Raw genomic sequence first — 18039 nt, 5'->3', positions numbered from 1 at the left:
CCGTGCGAAGGAGAGTGACGATGATGCGATGGACGATGCCCGCCGCGATCCTGCTGCTTGCCGCGTGCAGCGGCGGGCAGGACGAGGAATCGGGGCCTGAGGACAGCGCCGCGATCAGCCCGCTGGAAAAGGCCGAGCGCCCGGCCCCCGCCGACACGCCAGCCGCCCGCGCTGAGATCGAGGCCCCCGCCCCGGACGAGTCCGGCGCTGGCGTAGATGGCGACACGATCCCGCCCGCTATCCGCGGCCGCTGGGCGCTGAAGGTCGCCGACTGCAAGGCGCGGAAGGGCACCGACCTGACTGCGCTGACGATCGATGCGGCGAACCTGCGCTTCTACGAATCGCACGGCGAATTGGCGCGGGTTCGCGAGAGCGACGCCGGCCGCATCGTCGCCGATTACAAATTCAGCGGCGAGGGGGTCGAATGGGATCGCCGGATGCAACTCGAACTTGCCGACGGCGGCAAGACGCTCGTTCGCCGCGACGAGGGCGATGGTGCCGCCGCCGGACCGATGCGCTATACGCGCTGTACCTGATGTGAAAAGGGAGACTTAAGATGGACATTCGCCTGATCGCAATCGCCGCCCTCCTGCCGCTCGCCGCCTGTACGCAGGAACGGCCGCCCGTCGAATCGACCCCGACCCCGCCCGAAGCCGAAATGACGTGCAAGGCCGATGCGGCGCAATCCTATGTCGGCCAGACCGCGACCCCCGACCTTGGCGGTGCGATCCTGAAAGCCGCCGGCGCGCGCACGCTGCGCTGGGGTCCGCCGCGCTCGGCGATGACGATGGATTACCGCGTCGACCGCGTGAACGTGATGTACGACGACGCCTACAAGATCACGCAGGTCACTTGTGGCTGATTCCAGCCGTCGCAATCACAGCTCGGCCTCCCCCTTCGAACCGGTCTACGGCTACAGCCGCGCGGTTCGGGTGGGGAACCGCATCGACGTCGCGGGCTGCGCGCCGATCGAACCCGACGGCAGCTCGACCCCCGGCGATGCGGCGGCGCAGGCCGCGCGCTGCATCGCGATCATCGGCGAAGCGCTCGAAGCGCTTGGCGGCAGCTTCGCCGATGTCGTGCGCACGCGAATGTACATCACCGACGCCGCCGATGCCGACCTAGTCGGGCGGGCGCACGGATCGGCATTCAAAAATGTCCGACCGGCATCGACGATGCTGGTTGTGCCCGCGCTGATCCGCCCCGAATGGAAAGTCGAAATCGAAGCCGAAGCCATCATCGAGAAATGACTATGACCGACCAGTTCCAGCTTACCGACGACCAGCTCGCCATCCAGGATATGGCGCGCAAATTCACCGCCGATCGCATCACGCCCCATGCTGCCGAATGGGACGAGCGAAGCCATTATCCGGTCGATGTGTGGAAGGCCGCGGGCGAGCTCGGCTTTGGCGCGATCTACGTTGCCGAGGAATCGGGCGGCATCGGGTTGGGGCGGCTCGAGGCGGCGCTGATCATGGAGGCAATGGCCTATGGCTGCCCCGCGACCAGCGCCTATATCTCGATCCACAATATGGCGACGTGGATGATCGACCGCTTCGGCGGCGCGGCGATCAAGGAGCGATTCCTGCCGAGCCTTGTCAGCATGGACAAGATCGCGAGCTATTGCCTGACCGAACCGGGTTCCGGCTCCGATGCCGCGGCGCTCAAGACCACCGCGCGGAAAGACGGCGATCATTATGTGCTCAACGGCACGAAGCAGTTCATCTCGGGCGCCGGGGTCAACGACCTCTATGTTTGCATGGTCCGCACCGGCGAGGAGAAGTCGAAAGGCATTTCCTGCCTTGTCATCGAAAAGGATACGCCGGGGCTCAGCTTCGGCGCCCCCGAAAAGAAGCTCGGGTGGAATGCCTCGCCCACCGCGCAGGTGATCTTCGAGGATTGCCGCGTGCCGGTCGAAAATCTCGTCGGCGCTGAGGGCGACGGCTTCCGCTTCGCGATGGCGGGGCTCGACGGCGGGCGTCTCAACATCGGCGCCTGCTCGCTCGGCGGCGCGCAGCGCTGCCTCGACGAAGCGATCGCTTACACCAAGGACCGCCAGCAGTTCGGGCAGCCGATCGCCGATTTCCAGAACACCCAGTTCATGCTCGCCGACATGGCGACCGATCTCGAGGCGGCGCGCGCGCTGCTCTACATGGCGGCCGCCAAGGTCACCGCGAACGCCCCCGACAAGTCGCGCTTCTCGGCGATGGCGAAGCGGCTCGCGACCGACAATGGCAGCAAGATCGTCAACGACGCGCTGCAATTGTTCGGCGGTTACGGCTATCTGCGCGACTATCCGATCGAGCGCTTCTGGCGCGACCTGCGCGTCCATTCGATCCTCGAAGGCACCAACCAGGTGATGCGGATGATCGTCGGAAGGGATTTGTTGCGCCAATGACCGAAGATGTATTGATCTCGACCGACGGCCGCACCGGCCGCCTGTCGCTCAATCGCCCCAAGGCGATCCATGCGCTCAACCTGGTGATGTGCCAGGCGATGATCGACGCGCTCGTCAAATGGCGCGGTGACGATGCGATCGAGGCCGTCATCATCGACCATAGCGAAGGCCGCGGTTTCTGCGCCGGGGGCGACATCCGCATGCTCGCGGAAAGCGGGGCAAAGGACGGGGTCGAAGCGCGCGCCTTCTTCCACACCGAATATCGCCTCAACCACCTGCTCTTCACCTATCCCAAACCCGTCGTCGCCTTCATGGACGGGATCACGATGGGCGGCGGGGTCGGCATTTCGCAGCCGGCGAAGTACCGCGTCGCGACCGAACACACGCGCTTTGCGATGCCCGAAACGGGGATCGGTCTGTTTCCCGATGTCGGCGGCGGCTGGTACCTGCCGCGGCTCGAAGGCCGCGTCGGGCAATATCTGGCGCTGACCGGCGCGCGGCTCGACGGGACGGAGTGCCTCGCGCTCGGCCTCGCGACGCATTATCTACCATCCGAAAAGCTCGGCGAGGCGAAAGAGCGCATCGCCGCGCATCCCGACCGCATCGGCGGCATCTTGGGCGAGTTGTCGGTCACGGCACCGCCCGCCGACATCACCTTGCATATCGACAAGATCAACCGGCTGTTCGCCAGCGACACCTATGAAGAGATTCTCGCCGCGCTCGAAGCCGATGGCGGCGAATGGGCGACCAAGCAACGCGACACGCTCGGCACCAAAAGTCCGCAGACGTGCAAGGTTGCGTTGCGCCAGCTCAAGGAAGGCGGCGAGATGCACGATTTCGCGGCCGAGATGACGCAGGAATATGCGATCGGCAGCCGCGTCGTTCTGATGCACGACTTTCTCGAAGGCGTGCGCGCGCTGATCGTCGACAAGGACAATAGCCCGAAATGGGATCCGCCGACGCCCGAAGCCGTCACCGACGACTGGATCGACGCAATCTTTGCGCCGCTCCCCGAAAACGAGAAATGGACCCCTCTCACCTAGCTCGTCACCCCGGACTTGATCCGGGGTCCAGGCGGCCATGGATGCCGGATCAAGTCCGGCATGACGAAAATCCGGAGAATAGCGAATGACATACGAAACCCTCCTCGTCGAAACGCGCGGCGCCGTCACGCTGGTGACATTGAACCGCCCGCAGGCGTTGAATGCGCTTAATTCGGGCGTCCTCGACGACCTGATCGCGGCCTTCGCCGCCTTCGAGGCCGACGACAGCCAGCGCTGCGCCGTCCTCACCGGTTCGGGCGACAAGGCGTTCGCGGCGGGCGCCGACATCAAGGAGATGGCCGACAAGCCGGCATCCGACTTCTACCTCGAAGACTTCTTCTCGAAATGGACGAGCGATTTCGTGAAGAAAGTCCGCAAGCCGTGGATCGCCGCGGTCAATGGCTTCGCGCTCGGCGGCGGCTGCGAACTCGCGATGATGGCCGACTTCATCATCGCCAGCGACAAGGCCAAATTCGGCCAGCCCGAAATCAAGCTCGGCGTCGCGCCGGGCATGGGCGGATCGCAGCGGCTCACCCGCGCGATCGGCAAGGCGAAGGCGATGGAAATGTGCCTGACTGGCCGGATGATGGATGCCGCCGAAGCCGAACGCTCGGGCCTTGTGGCGCGCGTCGTGCCGCATGATACGCTGGTTGAGGAAGCGGTGAAGACCGCCACGACGATCGCGGCCATGCCGCCGATGGCCGCGATGGTGAACAAGGACATGGTCAACGCAGCGTTCGAAACCACGCTCGACCAGGGGCTGATCTACGAACGCCGCCTGTTCCAGATCCTCGCCGCGACCGAGGACAAGGCCGAAGGCATGGCCGCGTTTATTGAGAAACGTGAGGGCCAATGGAAAGGGCGCTGATCGTCAGCGCCGGCCTGTTCGGTTTCGGCCTCTTGTTCTGCTGGCTGGCTTTTCTCAGCTGGCGCCATCGCAGCGACGAGCCGATTAGCCTGTTGGAAGCTGGAATATTAAAGGTGACGGGTGAGGAGCCGCTTCCTCGGACGCGGCTCGATAGGTGGCTCCAAGGCTTCCAACTCGTAATGATGGCAATCTTTGGTCCGTTGATGGCCCTTCTAGGCGGGTACGGACTCCTTTCGGAATTGGGTGCATTATGAAAATCGCATTTATCGGACTCGGCAATATGGGCGGCGGGATGGCCGCCAACCTCGCGAAGGAAGGCCACGAAGTCCGCGCCTTCGACCTCAGCGAAGAGGCGCTGGTGCGCGCCGTGGAAGCGGGCTGCACCCGTGCTGCGTCTGCTGCCGACGCCGTCACCGGCGCCGAGGCGGTGGTGACAATGCTCCCTGCGGGCAAGCATGTCGCAGGCGTCTATGAAGGCGATGTCTATCCCAACGCCGCACCCGGCACGCTGCTCCTCGACTGCTCGACGATCGACGTCGCGACCGCGCGCGCGAACATCGAGGCGGCGACCGCCAAGGGGCTCGTGGCAGTCGATGCGCCGGTGTCGGGCGGCATCGCCGCGGCGAATGCGGGCACGCTGACCTTCATGGTCGGCGGCACCGAAGAGGGCTTTGCGCGCGCCGAACCGATCCTCGCCAAGATGGGCAAGGCGGTGATCCACGCCGGCGATGCGGGCGCCGGACAGGGCGCGAAAATCTGCAACAATATGCTGCTCGGCGCCTCGATGGTCGCGACGTGCGAAACGCTCGCGCTCGCGCAGAAGCTGGGGCTCGATCCGCAGAAATTCTTCGACATCGCGAGCGTGTCTTCGGGGCAATGCTGGTCGCTCACCAGCTACGCGCCGCTGCCGGGCGTCGGGCCGACGACCCCGGCCGACAATGATTACAAGGGCGGTTTCGCCGCGGCGCTGATGCTCAAGGATCTGCGTCTCGCGATGGAAGCGGCGGCGAGCGTCGATGCCGATGTGCCGATGGGGGCAAAGGCGCGCGAGCTGTATGAGGCGTTTGTCGAAGCCGACAAGGATGGCCGCGACTTTTCGGCGATTATCCAGATGTTGCAGGGCTGATCGTCAGCTTAGGGGTGGAAAGCGGCCGTCGGTTCCGCCCCCTCGTCACCCCGGACTTGATCCGGGGCCCATGACCTCGACGCCGCGATGGATCCCGGATCAAGTCCGGGATGACGAAGAAACAGTGTCCGCAATCGGTCGAATCCTGCCGTCCCGCCCGCATCCGCACGCTCAGTAAAAGTCCGCCGTTTCTCCGCCGTCGCGGCGTTCGGTGCGATGCACCTGCGTCGGTGCCTTGCGCGGCCCGCTACGCACCTCGATCCGCCCGTCGACCCGCCGGACCTCGGCAGACGACACTATCCGCGCCCGCGCCACCGCGACCGCCGTCACCTGCGGCGTCGCGACGGGCGCGGCAGCCGGCGCGCTTCCGGCGAGCAGTAGGACGGCGAGGGCGGACATGGCGTTCATGCTCTGCCGTAACGGCAGGTCTTGCCAGCGCTTTAACCCTGAATCGCAAGTTTTTGCTTATGCCTGCGGCGCTCGCGGGGCAGAAGAAAGGCCGCCTGCCCCGCGGTGGGACAGACGGCCTGCTGATGGTAATCGAAAGCCGGTTTAAAAGCCCGACTTCGCCTCGGCCTTTTCTTTCAGCAACGGCGCGATTTCGAACCCGTGATTTTCCAGCGCCGCGACAATCTTGTCGGTGCCTTCCAGCCCCGCCCAGAACATCGGGCCGCCGCGATAGACCGGCCAGCCATAGCCATAGATCCACACGACATCGATGTCCGACGCGCGTTGCGCCTTGCCTTCGGACAGGATCAGCGCGCCTTCGTTGACCATCGGATACAGCGTGCGTTCGATAATCTCCTGGTCGGTGATCTCGCGCTTCTCGACGCCTTCCTTCTGACGGAACTCCTCGATGATTTCGGCGACGCGCGGGCTTTCCGACGGCTGGCGCTTCTCGTCATAATCGTAGAAACCCGCCTGCTTCTTCTGGCCCCAGCGGCCTTCGGCGGCGAGCGCGTCGCGGATGCTTTCGATGCGGTTGGGGTCGCGGTGCCAGCCGATGTCGACGCCGGCAAGGTCGCTCATCTGGAACGGCCCCATCGGCATGCCGAATTCGACATGAACCTTGTCGACCTGCGCCGGGGTCGCGCCTTCGAGCAGCAGCTTCATCGCCTCCATCTGACGCGGCTTGAGCATCCGGTTGCCGATAAAGCCATCGCACACGCCCGCGACCACCGCGACCTTGCCGATCTTCTTGCCGATCGCCATGGCAGTGGCGAGCGCGTCGGGCGCGGTCTTGTCGCCGCGCACCACTTCGAGCAGCTTCATGACATTGGCGGGCGAGAAGAAGTGCATGCCCAGCACATCGCCGGGGCGGCTCGTCGCCGTCGCGATTTCGTCGATGTCGAGGTAGCTGGTGTTAGACGCGAGGATCGCGCCGGGCTTCGCAATCTTGTCGAGCTTGCCGAAAATGTCCTTCTTGACGTCCATATTTTCATAGACCGCCTCGATGATCAGGTCGCAGTCGGCGAGGTCGTCCAGCTCAAGCGACGGGGTGATCAGCCCCATCATTTGATCGACCTGTTCGGGCTTGAAGCGGCCCTTGGCGGCCGAGGCATCGTAGTTCTTGCGCACGACGCCGAGCCCGCGGTCGAGCGCGTCCTGCTGCATTTCGACGATCGTGCACGGGATGCCCTTTTGCAAAAAGTTCATCATGATGCCGCCGCCCATCGTGCCGGCGCCGATGATGCCGACCTTTTTGACGTCGCGCAGCTGCGTGTCCTTGGGCAGGCCGTCGATCTTCGCCGCCTGGCGTTCGGCAAAGAAGATATGGCGCTGCGCCGCCGACTGGCTGCCGAACATCAGCTTCATGAACTGCTCGCGCTCGAACGCCAGACCCTCCTCGAAGGGCAGCCGCGTCGCGGCTTCGACGCAGGCAAGGTTGGCATAGGGCGCCTCAAACCCGCGCCAGCGCTTGGCATTCTTCGCCTTCAACTGCTCGATCACCGCGACGTCGCCGAACACCGGGCGTTCGCGCGTCGGGCGCGGGCCGTCGGCGATCTTCGCGCGCGCAAAGGCGATCGCGTCGGAGGCGAGGCTGTCTTCGCCCGCCAGCTCATCGACGAGGCCCATTTCCTTCGCCTTGGGTGCCGGAACGGGATCGCCGGTCGAGGTCATCGTCGCCGCGGCTTCGACGCCGACGATTCGCGGCAGCCGCTGCGTGCCGCCCGCGCCGGGGAGCAGGCCGAGCTTCACTTCGGGCACGCCGAGCTTCGCCGAGGGAACGGCGACGCGGTAGTGGCAGACAAGCGCGGTCTCCAGACCGCCGCCGAGCGCGGTGCCGTGGATCGCGGCGACGACGGGCTTCGATGCGGCTTCGATGCTGTTGAGCACCGCGTTGAAATCGGGACCGCGCGGCGGCTTGCCGAATTCGCTGATGTCGGCGCCCGCGATAAAGGTCGCGCCAGCGCAGCGCAGCACGATCGCCTTGACGCTGTCGTCGGCGAGGGCGGCGGTGAAATTATCTTCCAGCCCCTGCCGGACGTGCCAGCTCAGCGCGTTCACGGGCGGATTGTTGACGATGATGACGGCAATTTCGCCGTCCTTTTCCATCGTGACGGATACGGGGGTGTCTTCGGTCATGGGAGAACTCCTTGGGTCTGGATGTCAGTCATCAATCGCGGCGTGGATCAATGTCTTGACCTCGCGCCGCACGGGATAGGTGGAGGAGGGCATCAACTGGGTCATGAACACCATGCAGATTTCCTCGACCGGATCGACGAAGAAGCCGGTCGAAAACATGCCGCCCCAGTAAAAATCGCCCGCCGAGCCCGGAATGCCCGTGCGCGCCGGGTCGAGTGTCACCGCAAAGCCGAGCCCGAAGCCGACCCCTGCATTCTCGTCCTCGGAAAAAATGCCGACGCTATGCTGGGTCAAATCGCCGCCGCCGACAAGGTGGTTCGACGTCATCAGGTCGAGCGTCTTGCGGCTGATGATCCGCACATCGCCCAGCTTGCCGCCGCCCAGCAGCATCAGGCAGAAGCGGTGATAATCGTCCAATGTCGAGGCGAGCCCGCCGCCGCCCGAATGGAAACTGCGATCCTTCGCCCAGCGGCTGCGCGCGCCTTCGTCAAAGCCCTGCATCTTGTCCTTGGGGCTAAAGGCATAGGCGTCGGCGAGCCGATGCTGCTGGTCGGCGGGGACCTTGAACCCGGTATCGACCATGCCGAGCGGGCCGAAGATGCGCTCCTGCAACACCTGCCCGAAGGGCTTGCGCTCGATCCGCTCGATCACCGCGCCGAGCACGTCGGTCGCCATCGAATAATTCCAATGCGCGCCGGGGTCGAATTGCAGCGGGATTTTCGCGAGATCGGCGATGAAGCTGTCCATCGTATAATCGGCGTCGAAATCGTCGATCCGCGCCTTGCGATACGCGGCATCGACCGGGGTGCGCTCCTGAAAGCCATAGGTGAGGCCTGCCGTATGCCGCAGCAAGTCGACCATACGGATCGGCGACGCGGGTGGGCGCGTTAGGAAGGGGACATTGCCGCCGCCTGCGACGAAGACGCTGGTGTCCTTGAACTCGGGGCAAAATTTGACCAGCGGGTCGGACAGCGCAACCTTGCCCTCCTCGACCAGCATCATGAAGGCGATGCTGGTGATCGGCTTGGTCATGCTTGCAATGCGGAAGATCGCGTCGTCCTTCAGCGCCTCTCCGGGCCGCGCGTCACCGATGCACGACCGATGCGCAATCTCGCCGCGCCGCGATACGAGCGTCGCGGCGTGCGGCAGGCGGCCGGTGTCGACATATTTGGCGGCAAGAAAGGCGGGGATGCGGTCGAGCCGCGTCGTGTCGAATCCGTGGGTCATGCAGCGCTGCCTATCAGTGCGAGGTCTGGCCGAGCAACTGGCGCGTCACCGGATGCGAACTGGTGAGCCCGCCGTCGACCGCGATCGCCTGCCCGTTGACATAGCTCGCCTGATCGCTCGCGAGGAACAGCGCGACATTGGCCAGCTCCTCGGGCTGCGCCGCCCGGCGCAGCGGGTTTAGCTGGCCGAGCTTGTGCGTGACCTCCTTGGCCTTCGCATAGTCGAAGGTCGGCTTGGTCATCCCCGTCTCGGTCAGGCCGGGGCAGACCGCGTTGACGCGCACGCCGCTCGTCGACAGCTGCTGCGCTGCGACCTTGGCGAGGTTGATGACCCCGGCCTTCGACGCCGAATAGGCGCCCGGACCGGCGCCTGAATTCAATCCGGCGACGCTTGCGGTCAGCACGATCGCGCCGCCGCGGCCCTGATCGACCATGGCTTTCCCGGCATGTTTGACCATCAGCGCCGGGCCGATCAAATTGACGCGGAGCGTCTCGGCCCAGGCTGCGGGGTCGAAATCGAAAATGCCGCCCATGTCGCCGATGATCCCGGCGTTGGCGAAGGCGATGTCGAGCCCGCCGAAGCTGTCCTTGGCGGTTGCGACCAGCTTCGCGACATCCGCTTCGACACCCGCGTCGATCTCCAGCGCGACGGCTTCGCCGCCCGCATCCTTCACCATCTGCGCCGTTTCGTGCACCGCAGCGCTCTTGTCGCCGACGACGAGCTTCGCCCCTTCGGCGGCAAAACGCAGCGCGCTCGCACGGCCGATGCCGCTGCCCGCGCCCGTGATGATCGCAACCTTGCCGTCCAACGCGCCCATCATGCGCCTCCTGAAATCGTGGCTCCGCCATCGCACACGATGGTCTGGCCGGTGGTGAATGCCCCCGCCTTGCTGGCAAGGAAGACGGCGGCGCCCGCAATTTCGTGCGGCTCGCCGATCCGCTTCAAGGTCGAGGCCGCGGTCGAGCGCCGCAGATTTTCTTCATTTTCCCACAAAGCACGCGCCATGTCGGTGCGGATCAGCCCGGGGGCAATGCAGTTGACGCGCACGCCGCGCGGGCCGAACTCGACCGAGAAATTGCGCGCGACCTGCATGTCGGCGGCTTTCGAAATCCCGTAAGCGCCGATGATCGGCGATCCTTTCAGCCCGCCGATCGAGCTGATGATCGTGATCGACCCTTCGCCGCGTTCGAGCATTTCGGGTGCGACCATGCTGATCAGCCAATGGTTGGACAGGATGTTATTGTCCATGATCTTGCGGAACTGGTCGTCGGTAATCCCAAGGCCGGGGCCATAATAGGGGTTCGACGCGGCGTTGCAGACGAGCGCGGTGATCTTGCCGAAGACGCGCCGCGTTTCGGCGACCAATATCTCCAGCTCTTGCTTCGACGAGATGTTGGCGCGTACCGGGATCGCCGTGCCCTCGCCGAAGCGCGCGTTGATCTCGGCCGCGGTTTCTTCGCAGGCGTCGGCCTTGCGGCTCGAAATCACGACCTTCGCGCCCTGCTCGGCCATCGCCTCCGCCGTGGCCTTGCCGATCCCGCGCGACGATCCGGTGATCAGCGCGACTTGCCCCGTCATGTCGAACAGGCTCATGCGCCGGCCTTTCGCGCAAAGTCCCACGCCTTTTCGGCGAGCGGACGGACGCGTTCGGACATGTCCTTGGCATGCTGCGACGAGGCGGTGCCTTCGATCACGCGCTTCTTGATGCCTTGGATGATCCCCGCGAGACGGAAGAAATTATAGGCGAAATACCAGTTCATGTCGGGCACGCCGTCGCGTCCGGTGGCGGCGCAATAGCGCTCGACCATCTCGTCGAGTTCGGGAATGCCGAGCGCCTTGCGGTCGAGGTCCGAGACGCCCGAACGACCGCCATTCTCGGTCACCCACGCCATCGCGACATAGGTGAAATCGGCGAGCGGATCGCCGAGCGTCGACAGCTCCCAGTCGAGGACCGCGAGCACCTCCGGCCGGTCCTTCGCAAAGATCATATTGTCGATGCGGTAATCGCCATGGACGACGCTGGTACGCGTCTGCTCGGGCAAGGTCGCGGGCAGCCATTTGATCAGCTGCTCCATCTCGTCCATCGTCTCGGTTTCGGAAAGGCGGTACTGCTTGGTCCAGCGGTCGACCTGGCGGCCGAAATAATTGCCGGGCTTGCCGAAGTCGCCGAGGCCCGCCGCCTCGATATCGACGCTGTGCAGCGCGGCGAGCGTGTCGATCATCGCCTCATAGGTCGCGCGGCGGTTTTCGGGGGTCGATCCCGGCATCGCGCCGTCCCAGATCGTGTGGCCGTCGACCATGGACATCACGTAAAACCAACTGCCGACCACCGAGTCATCGGTGCAGAGGCCATATTGGCGCGCGACGGGGAAACCCATTTTATGGAGTCCCGCCTGCACCTTATATTCGCGGTCGACTGCGTGCGCCGAGGGGAGCAGCGGACCAAAGGGCTTGCGGCGCAGCACATAATTGCCCGACGGCGCCGAAATCTTGTACGTCGGGTTCGACTGGCCGCCGGCGAACTTGCCCTGCGTCAGCGGCCCTTCGAAGCCCTCGACATTCGCTTCCATCCAGGCGGTCAGCTTTGCCTCGTCGAGCACGTCGGCGCCTTCGGGTGCAACGGTGCCGCTAAAGGCCTTCTGGGCGTCGAGCGTCATTGATTGAAAACGATCACCGACCGTGCGGCGTCGCCTTTTTTCATCTTGTCGAACCCGTCGTTGATCCGCTCGAGCGGGATCGTTTCGGCGACGATCGAATCGAGGTCGAGCAGGCCGCGCAGGTAGAAATCGACGAGGCGCGGGATGTCGACCGGGAAGCGGTTGCCGCCCATGATCGCACCCTGCAACTTCTTGCCCGACAGCAGATCCATCGCGGACAGACCGACCTTTTCGGTCAGCGGCATCATGCCGAGAATCGTCGCGGTGCCGCCGCGGCGCAGCGACGCCACCGCGAGGCTAGCCGAGGCCGGGCGCCCGACCGCCTCGATCGCATGATCGACGCCGCCCTTCGATAGCTCGAGGATCTGCTTCGCGGCATCGCCGTCCATCGCATCGACCACATCGGTCGCGCCGAGCTTCATCGCCAGCGCGCGCTTTTCGGGAACCGGATCGGCAGCGATGATGCGCCCCGCGCCGGCGATCTTCGCGGCGTTGATCGTCGCAAGGCCGACGCCGCCGCAGCCGACGACCGCCACCGTCTCGCCCGGCGTTACCTTGCACGCGTTGAAGATCGTTCCCGCGCCCGTCGTCACCGCGCAGCCGATCACCGCGGCGCGGTCGAGCGGCATGTCGGGGTCGATCGCGACGCACGCATGTTCGTGGACCAGCATGGTTTCGGAAAAGGCGCTGAGGTTCAGCATCTGGTTTACCGGCGACCCGTCGGGGCGCGTGATGCGCGGCGCCGAGCCGGCGGCGCGCCGCGTGTCGCCGCCCATGCACAGCGACATGCGGCCGGTGACGCAGAATTCGCAGTGGCCGCAGAAGGCTGAAAGACAGGTAACGACCGCGTCGCCGACCTTCACCGTGCGCACCTCGCTGCCGACCGCCTCGACAATCCCCGCCGCCTCATGGCCGGGGATGGCGGGAAGGGGATGTGGATAGGCACCGTCGATGAAATGCAGGTCCGAATGGCAGAGCCCGCACGCGGCAGTGCGGATACGCACCTCGTGCGGGCCGCAGTCGGCAACGACGACATCCTCGACGGACAGCGGCTTGCCCGGCTCGATCAGGATTGCGGCTTTGGTCATTCAAATCTCCGTATCATCCCCCTCCCGCTTGCGGGAGGGGAGCTTAGCGTGACACCCCGATATCGCCCGACGAAAAGCCCGGATCGCTCGCCTCGCTATGCTTGGCGAATTCGATGCGCGCGATTGCGCGTTCGTGGACCTCGTCGGGACCGTCGGCCAGACGAAGCGTGCGCTGGTGGGCATAGGCCTTGGCGAGCCCGAAATCCTCGCTGACGCCCGCGCCGCCATGCGCCTGGATCGCGTCGTCGATGATCTTCAGCGCCATGTTCGGTGCCTGCACCTTGATCATCGCGATCTCGGCCGCAGCGGTCTTGTTGCCGACCTTGTCCATCATGTCGGCGGCCTTCAGGCACAGCAGGCGCGTCATCTCGATATCGATGCGCGCGCGCGCCAAGCGATGTTCCCAGATGCTGTATTCGGCGACCTTCTTGCCGAACGCGACGCGCGACTGGAGCCGCTTCGCCATCTTGGCGATCGCTTCTTCCGCCACGCCGATCGTGCGCATGCAATGGTGGATGCGGCCGGGCCCGAGGCGTCCCTGCGCGATTTCGAAACCGCGCCCCTCGCCGAGCAGCATCGCCTCCTCGGCGTTGACGCGCACGTCCTTGAGCTCGATTTCCATATGGCCGTGCGGCGCATCGTCATAACCGAAAACGGGCAGGTGGCGCAGGATGTTCACCCCGGGGGCGTCGAGCGGCATCAGCACCATCGACTGTTGCGCGTGGCGCTTGGCGGCAAAGTCGGTCTTGCCCATCACGATCGCGACCTCGCAGCGCGGATCGCCAGCGCCCGACGACCACCATTTGCGGCCGTTGATGACATAGTCGTCGCCGTCGCGTTCGATGCGCGTCTCGATGTTGGTCGCGTCAGACGAGGCGACACGCGGTTCGGTCATCAGGAACGCCGAGCGGATTTCACCGTTCATCAGCCGGCCAAGATATTTGTCCTTCTGCGCCCGCGTGCCGTAGCGGTGGAACACCTCCATATTGCCGGTGTCGGGCGCAGAGCAGTTGAACACCTCGCTCGCGAAACCGACGCGGCCCATTTCTTCGGCGCACAGCGCATATTCGAGATTGGTGAGGCCGGGCCCCTCGAACTCGAACGTCTCGTCGACATGATGATGCGCGGCCGACTTGGGCGGCATGAACAGGTTCCAGATGCCGGCCTCCTTGGCCTCGGCCTTCAGGTCCTCGACGATCTGGATGACCTTCCAGCGATCGCCCGCCTTGTCCTGCTCATAATAGGTCGGTACGGCGGGGCGAACCTTGCGTTCGATGAAGTCGCGCACCCGGTCGCGCCAATAGACCTGCCGGTCGGTGAGATCGAAATCCATCTCCGCATCCTTCCCTTTACGTTCACGTAAACCCTTGGACCGATTCGCCGGCCTTGCCAAGTCCTGCGGTCCGAAAATTACCTCATTTGGTCATGCCGCGCATTTTCGCTTACGGAGCTGCGGCACTCGTTTCGAACGCGGCACCCTCCCGGACCGAAAGGGAAAAGGCCCAAGCGGTCAACAGGCCGAGCGTCAGCGAAATCGCCATATAAGTCAGCGCCAGATCGCTGACGATCTGCGGTGCGATCGTTTGCGGATCGGCGCGTTCGGGAAAGCCGATCGCGCCGAGGATCTGGCCCGACAGGAATATGCCGACCCCCGTTACGCATTTTTGCATGAAGAAATAGCCGGCGTAGAATACGCCTTCCTGCTGCCGTCCGGTGATCGCAAAACTCGCCGTCGTTACGTCCGCCATCATCGACGCCGCGGTGATCATCACCGCGATGCTCGCGGCGGTCGACACGGTGATGAAGGGCAGGATGAACCCCAGCGTCTGCATGGGGGTCAGCACGGGAATCCAGCCGAGGCTGTAAAGGAGATAAGGCGTCATCCCGACGAGCGTGGTGACGACTGCGAGACGGACCGCGGCGCGGGGCTTGCCGTATCGCCGGCCCGCCCATCGCGACACGACCAGCGCCAGCGCGACGCCGCCGAACAGCGAAAAGGCATAGAGGACCTGTTCGGTCGTGCCGAGTTTCCAGACATAGCCCAGCAGATAGTTGGTGAGCGCAAAGGTCACGCCCTGATTGGCAAAAGCGAAGAAGCCGGCCAGCAGGAGGAGCAGGAACGGCCGGAACCGCAGGCATTGGGCCATCTCGCCCAATGTCGGCTGATGCGGTTCGCCGGGCAGCGGCCGTGCATATCGGCGGTGCGTCCCGATCGCCGATACAAGCACTGCCACAAGCATCGTGATTGCACCGGCGACGGCGTAATTGGCATAGTTGGCGAGCGTCATATTGCCGGCCTCGTTGAGCCGGAAGATGCCATATCCCGCTGCGAGGATGATCAGCCCACCCGTCCATCCGAACAGATAGCGCCACCCGAGCACCGCCGTCCGTTCATGATAATCGGGGGTCATTTCGGGCGCGAGCGCGATAGAAGGGACCTCGTTCAGCGACACGCTCATTCGCACCAAAGTGGCAAAGAGCAGCAGATAGCCGAGTTGGACCCATTGCTCGCCTTCGGGCGGCATCCACAGGAACAGCCAAGTCAGCGCGATCGGTATTGCCGAAACATAGAGCCAAGGATGGCGTCGCCCCCAGCGACTGCGGGTCCGGTCCGACAAATGCCCGACCGCCGGATCGATAAAGGCGTCGAGCAGCAGCGCGATCAGCAGCATCAAGCCGACCCAGGCCGCTGGCAGTCCGACGACCTGATTGTAGAAGGTCAGCAAGAAGACCGAAAAGCCGTTGTCCTTGATGCCATAGGCAACCGCACCGAAACCATAGGCGATCTTGGTCGGGGTGGGGACATGGTGGGCGTCGGTCGCCGCGCCTCCACTCACGCGGCGGCTCCGGCTTTCGCCGCTTCCTCCATCGCGAGCAGGGCGTCGAACATGCCCGGCGTTTCCTTGTCCCATGCGTGGCGCTGGCCGATCGTCAGCCCGCCGTCAACGAGCAGGTGCGTACCCGTCATGAAGGAGCTTTCTTCACTCGCGAGGTAAGCGACCGCGTTAGCGATATCCTCGGGCTGGCCGCCACGCGCGACCGGCTGCGCATTCGCGCTCATCTGTGCAATCACGTCGTTCGCCTGCGCCTTGAGTTCGCCCGGCACGTCGAGCGAGGCGGTGAAGATATTGGTGTTGATGAAGCCGGGGCAGATCGCATTCACGCGAATGCCATATTGCGCCAGATCGGTGGCCGCGACCTTGGAGAGGTGCAGCACGCCGGCCTTCGCGACGGCATAGGCGATCGGCGAATAGCCGGCGCCCAGCGCTGCGACGCTCGCGGTGTTGACGATGCTCGCGCCTTTGCGCCCCTTCATATGCGGCGCGGCGTAGCGGATGCCCATCGCGACCGATTTGAGGACGAGGTCCATTGTTCGGTCCCAGCCTTCGGGACTGATTTCGTCGATCGGCGCGCGGTCGCCGCCCGCGGCGGCATTGTTGAACACGATATCGATCCCGCCCGTCTTCGCGGCGGCCTCGTTCATCAGCGCCTCGATGTCGGACGGCTGGGTCACGTCGCAGCGGACAAAATCGATCTTGCCGTTCGATTGTTCGGCGAGCGCGCGGCCGCCCGCCTCGTCGATGTCAGCGGCAAAAACATGCGCGCCTTCGCTCGCCAGTTTCAGCACCGTTGCCTTGCCGATACCCGATGCCGCGCCAGTGACGACGGCGACCTTGCCTGCGAATCGCATATCTCTGCTCCCGTTTTCTTTTGCCACTTAGCTTAGGCGCCAAAGGTGACGCGTCAACGGCGGTCAATCCGACGCTACGGCGCCGTAACGGCAGGGTCGTTTCTCCAAGTTGACGCTTGCGTAAAGTAGCGAAGCGGACGTAGATTTGGGCAAAGAAGAGGAGCCTGAAGATGAGCAATCTGGACGCTTTCCGCACCGAGGTGCGCGAATGGCTGGAGGCAAACTGTCCCGCCGAAATGCGCGAGCCCGTGCGCGACGAGGATGATATCTGCTGGGGCGGGCGGAAATTCAAATTCAAGAATGCCGCCCAGAAAGCGTGGCTCGATGCCTGCGTCGCGAAGGGCTATACCGTACCCGACTGGCCGAAACCCTATGGCGGCGCCGGCCTCACCCCCGAGCAGACCAAGATCCTCAAACAGGAAATGAAGCGGATCAAGGCGCGCTCGCCGCTCGACAGCTTCGGCATCTGGATGCTCGGCCCCGCGCTGCTGCAATTCGGCACCGAGGAGCAGAAGGTCCATTACCTCAACCCGATCGCGCGCGGCGAAATCCGCTGGTGCCAGGGTTATTCGGAACCCGGTTCGGGCAGCGACCTCGTCAGCTTGCAGACCTTTGGCGAGGACAAGGGCGATCATTGGGTCGTCAACGGGTCGAAAATCTGGACCAGCTACGCCGACAAGGCCGACTGGATCTTCTGCCTCGTCCGCACCGACAAGACGAACAAATATCAGGGCATCACCTTCATGCTCTTCGACATGGAAAGCCCGGGCGTCACCACCAAGCCGATCCTGCTGATCAGCGGCAACTCGCCCTTCTGCGAAACCTTCTTCGACGATTTGAAGGTGCCGAAGGATCAGTTCGTCGGCGAGATCAACCGCGGCTGGGACGTCGCCAAATATCTGCTCGGGCACGAACGCGAGATGATCTCGGGCGGCGGCGCGGGCGGCGACATGGTCAGCATCGGCGGCGCCTTTGCCAAGTCCTTCGGCAAGAACGCCGCGGGCGAACTCGACGACCCGATCCTGCGCGCCGAAATGGCGGCGTTCGACGTCGACGTCTTCGCCTATCGCGCGATGGGCGAGCGTTTCATGGACATGTGGAAGACCGGCCGCGCGCACCCCGCATCGTCGAACATGATGAAATATGTCGGCACCGAGCTCAACAAGCGTCGCCACGAACTCGTCATGTCGGGCGGCGGCAGCGAAGCGCTCGAATGGGACAGCGAAGAGACGAAGGGCGGCGCGCGGGCGCGCGGCTGGCTGCGCACCAAGGCCAATTCGATCGAAGGCGGGACGAGCGAAGTCATGCTCAACGTCATCGCCAAGCGTATTCTCGACCTGCCCGGAGCCTGACCC

The 18039-nt window shown here is 64.5% G+C and carries 19 protein-coding genes; 9 read left to right on the top strand and 10 right to left on the bottom strand.

Annotation, left to right across the window (positions count from 1 at the left end; all coding sequences use genetic code 11):
* The first annotated feature begins 20 nt into the window (after positions 1-20).
* From ATE71_RS11525 to mmsB, 8 genes are all read left to right on the top strand, one after another.
* Positions 21-536 (top strand): hypothetical protein, encoded by a 516-nt coding sequence (locus ATE71_RS11525; protein WP_058803449.1) that lies wholly within the window; start codon positions 21-23, stop codon positions 534-536.
* Positions 537-556: 20 nt separating this feature from the next.
* Positions 557-862 (top strand): I78 family peptidase inhibitor, encoded by a 306-nt coding sequence (locus tag ATE71_RS11520; RefSeq protein ID WP_058803448.1) that lies wholly within the window; start codon positions 557-559, stop codon positions 860-862.
* Complete coding sequence (locus ATE71_RS11515) at positions 855-1250, top strand: RidA family protein (protein WP_058803447.1); 396 nt, start codon at positions 855-857, stop codon at positions 1248-1250. Before ATE71_RS11520 ends, ATE71_RS11515 begins: the two co-directional genes overlap by 8 nt.
* Before the next feature lie 2 nt (positions 1251-1252).
* The gene (locus tag ATE71_RS11510) at positions 1253-2398 is read left to right on the top strand and encodes an acyl-CoA dehydrogenase family protein (RefSeq protein ID WP_058803446.1); all 1146 of its coding nucleotides are present in this window, start codon (positions 1253-1255) and stop codon (positions 2396-2398) included.
* Positions 2395-3441, top strand: a complete 1047-nt coding sequence (locus tag ATE71_RS11505; protein ID WP_058803445.1) for an enoyl-CoA hydratase/isomerase family protein — start codon at positions 2395-2397, stop codon at positions 3439-3441. The genes ATE71_RS11510 and ATE71_RS11505 overlap by 4 nt, the downstream gene beginning before the upstream one ends.
* Before the next feature lie 85 nt (positions 3442-3526).
* Positions 3527-4309 (top strand): enoyl-CoA hydratase-related protein, encoded by a 783-nt coding sequence (locus tag ATE71_RS11500; RefSeq protein WP_058803444.1) that lies wholly within the window; start codon positions 3527-3529, stop codon positions 4307-4309.
* Positions 4294-4563: a hypothetical protein gene (locus ATE71_RS11495; RefSeq protein WP_058803443.1), complete on the top strand. Its 270-nt coding sequence runs from the start codon at positions 4294-4296 to the stop codon at positions 4561-4563. The genes ATE71_RS11500 and ATE71_RS11495 overlap by 16 nt, the downstream gene beginning before the upstream one ends.
* Positions 4560-5435: a 3-hydroxyisobutyrate dehydrogenase gene (mmsB, locus tag ATE71_RS11490; protein ID WP_058803442.1), complete on the top strand. Its 876-nt coding sequence runs from the start codon at positions 4560-4562 to the stop codon at positions 5433-5435. The genes ATE71_RS11495 and mmsB overlap by 4 nt, the downstream gene beginning before the upstream one ends.
* Positions 5436-5606: 171 nt before the next feature.
* Here the strand turns inward: mmsB and ATE71_RS11485 are convergent, their stop codons facing one another.
* The 10 genes from ATE71_RS11485 to ATE71_RS11440 all read right to left on the bottom strand — a co-directional run bounded on the left by ATE71_RS11485 (position 5607) and on the right by ATE71_RS11440 (position 16684).
* Positions 5607-5834, bottom strand: coding sequence for a hypothetical protein (locus ATE71_RS11485; RefSeq protein WP_235587988.1), 228 nt, complete (start codon positions 5832-5834; stop codon positions 5607-5609).
* 153 nt (positions 5835-5987) lie between these two features.
* Complete coding sequence (locus tag ATE71_RS11480; RefSeq protein WP_058803440.1) at positions 5988-8021, bottom strand: 3-hydroxyacyl-CoA dehydrogenase NAD-binding domain-containing protein; 2034 nt, start codon at positions 8019-8021, stop codon at positions 5988-5990.
* A 24-nt stretch (positions 8022-8045) separates the two neighbouring features.
* Positions 8046-9248, bottom strand: coding sequence for a serine hydrolase domain-containing protein (locus ATE71_RS11475; RefSeq protein ID WP_058803439.1), 1203 nt, complete (start codon positions 9246-9248; stop codon positions 8046-8048).
* Positions 9249-9261: 13 nt separating this feature from the next.
* On the bottom strand, positions 9262-10065 hold the full coding sequence (locus tag ATE71_RS11470) for an SDR family NAD(P)-dependent oxidoreductase (RefSeq protein ID WP_058803438.1): 804 nt from the start codon (positions 10063-10065) through the stop codon (positions 9262-9264).
* The gene (locus ATE71_RS11465; protein WP_058803437.1) at positions 10065-10841 is read right to left on the bottom strand and encodes an SDR family NAD(P)-dependent oxidoreductase; all 777 of its coding nucleotides are present in this window, start codon (positions 10839-10841) and stop codon (positions 10065-10067) included. Before ATE71_RS11465 ends, ATE71_RS11470 begins: the two co-directional genes overlap by 1 nt.
* Entirely contained in the window at positions 10838-11905 is a 1068-nt protein-coding gene (locus tag ATE71_RS11460; protein WP_058803436.1) for a phosphotransferase family protein, read from the bottom strand. Before ATE71_RS11460 ends, ATE71_RS11465 begins: the two co-directional genes overlap by 4 nt.
* Complete coding sequence (locus ATE71_RS11455; RefSeq protein ID WP_058803435.1) at positions 11902-12993, bottom strand: Zn-dependent alcohol dehydrogenase; 1092 nt, start codon at positions 12991-12993, stop codon at positions 11902-11904. Before ATE71_RS11455 ends, ATE71_RS11460 begins: the two co-directional genes overlap by 4 nt.
* 43 nt (positions 12994-13036) lie before the next feature.
* Positions 13037-14326 (bottom strand): acyl-CoA dehydrogenase family protein, encoded by a 1290-nt coding sequence (locus ATE71_RS11450; RefSeq protein WP_058803434.1) that lies wholly within the window; start codon positions 14324-14326, stop codon positions 13037-13039.
* Positions 14327-14435: 109 nt separating this feature from the next.
* Positions 14436-15830: an MFS transporter gene (locus ATE71_RS11445; RefSeq protein WP_058803433.1), complete on the bottom strand. Its 1395-nt coding sequence runs from the start codon at positions 15828-15830 to the stop codon at positions 14436-14438.
* Positions 15827-16684 (bottom strand): SDR family NAD(P)-dependent oxidoreductase, encoded by an 858-nt coding sequence (locus ATE71_RS11440; protein ID WP_058803432.1) that lies wholly within the window; start codon positions 16682-16684, stop codon positions 15827-15829. Before ATE71_RS11440 ends, ATE71_RS11445 begins: the two co-directional genes overlap by 4 nt.
* A 170-nt stretch (positions 16685-16854) precedes the next feature.
* Here ATE71_RS11440 and ATE71_RS11435 point away from each other — a divergent pair, with 170 nt between their 5' ends.
* Complete coding sequence (locus ATE71_RS11435; RefSeq protein WP_058803431.1) at positions 16855-18036, top strand: acyl-CoA dehydrogenase family protein; 1182 nt, start codon at positions 16855-16857, stop codon at positions 18034-18036.
* The last annotated feature ends 3 nt before the right edge of the window (positions 18037-18039 follow it).

The organism is Sphingopyxis sp. H115 (assembly GCF_001468465.1).
Taxonomy (GTDB): Bacteria; Pseudomonadota; Alphaproteobacteria; order Sphingomonadales; family Sphingomonadaceae; genus Sphingopyxis.
The sequence above is the reverse complement of the archived record's forward strand: the minus strand, read 5'-3'. Positions and strand labels throughout refer to the sequence as shown.

Excerpts from the sequence above, each read along its gene's own strand:
- ATE71_RS11525 (WP_058803449.1), top strand. The coding sequence starts at position 21 with ATGATGCGATGGACGATGCCCGCCGCGATCCTGCTGCTTGCCGCGTGC.
- ATE71_RS11520 (WP_058803448.1), top strand. The coding sequence starts at position 557 with ATGGACATTCGCCTGATCGCAATCGCCGCCCTCCTGCCGCTCGCCGCC.
- ATE71_RS11510 (WP_058803446.1), top strand. The coding sequence starts at position 1,253 with ATGACCGACCAGTTCCAGCTTACCGACGACCAGCTCGCCATCCAGGAT.
- ATE71_RS11505 (WP_058803445.1), top strand. The coding sequence starts at position 2,395 with ATGACCGAAGATGTATTGATCTCGACCGACGGCCGCACCGGCCGCCTG.
- ATE71_RS11500 (WP_058803444.1), top strand. The coding sequence starts at position 3,527 with ATGACATACGAAACCCTCCTCGTCGAAACGCGCGGCGCCGTCACGCTG.
- ATE71_RS11495 (WP_058803443.1), top strand. The coding sequence starts at position 4,294 with ATGGAAAGGGCGCTGATCGTCAGCGCCGGCCTGTTCGGTTTCGGCCTC.
- mmsB (WP_058803442.1), top strand. The coding sequence starts at position 4,560 with ATGAAAATCGCATTTATCGGACTCGGCAATATGGGCGGCGGGATGGCC.
- ATE71_RS11485 (WP_235587988.1), bottom strand. The coding sequence starts at position 5,834 with ATGTCCGCCCTCGCCGTCCTACTGCTCGCCGGAAGCGCGCCGGCTGCC.
- ATE71_RS11480 (WP_058803440.1), bottom strand. The coding sequence starts at position 8,021 with ATGACCGAAGACACCCCCGTATCCGTCACGATGGAAAAGGACGGCGAA.
- ATE71_RS11475 (WP_058803439.1), bottom strand. The coding sequence starts at position 9,248 with ATGACCCACGGATTCGACACGACGCGGCTCGACCGCATCCCCGCCTTT.
- ATE71_RS11470 (WP_058803438.1), bottom strand. The coding sequence starts at position 10,065 with ATGGGCGCGTTGGACGGCAAGGTTGCGATCATCACGGGCGCGGGCAGC.
- ATE71_RS11465 (WP_058803437.1), bottom strand. The coding sequence starts at position 10,841 with ATGAGCCTGTTCGACATGACGGGGCAAGTCGCGCTGATCACCGGATCG.
- ATE71_RS11460 (WP_058803436.1), bottom strand. The coding sequence starts at position 11,905 with ATGACGCTCGACGCCCAGAAGGCCTTTAGCGGCACCGTTGCACCCGAA.
- ATE71_RS11455 (WP_058803435.1), bottom strand. The coding sequence starts at position 12,993 with ATGACCAAAGCCGCAATCCTGATCGAGCCGGGCAAGCCGCTGTCCGTC.
- ATE71_RS11450 (WP_058803434.1), bottom strand. The coding sequence starts at position 14,326 with ATGGATTTCGATCTCACCGACCGGCAGGTCTATTGGCGCGACCGGGTG.
- ATE71_RS11440 (WP_058803432.1), bottom strand. The coding sequence starts at position 16,684 with ATGCGATTCGCAGGCAAGGTCGCCGTCGTCACTGGCGCGGCATCGGGT.
- ATE71_RS11435 (WP_058803431.1), top strand. The coding sequence starts at position 16,855 with ATGAGCAATCTGGACGCTTTCCGCACCGAGGTGCGCGAATGGCTGGAG.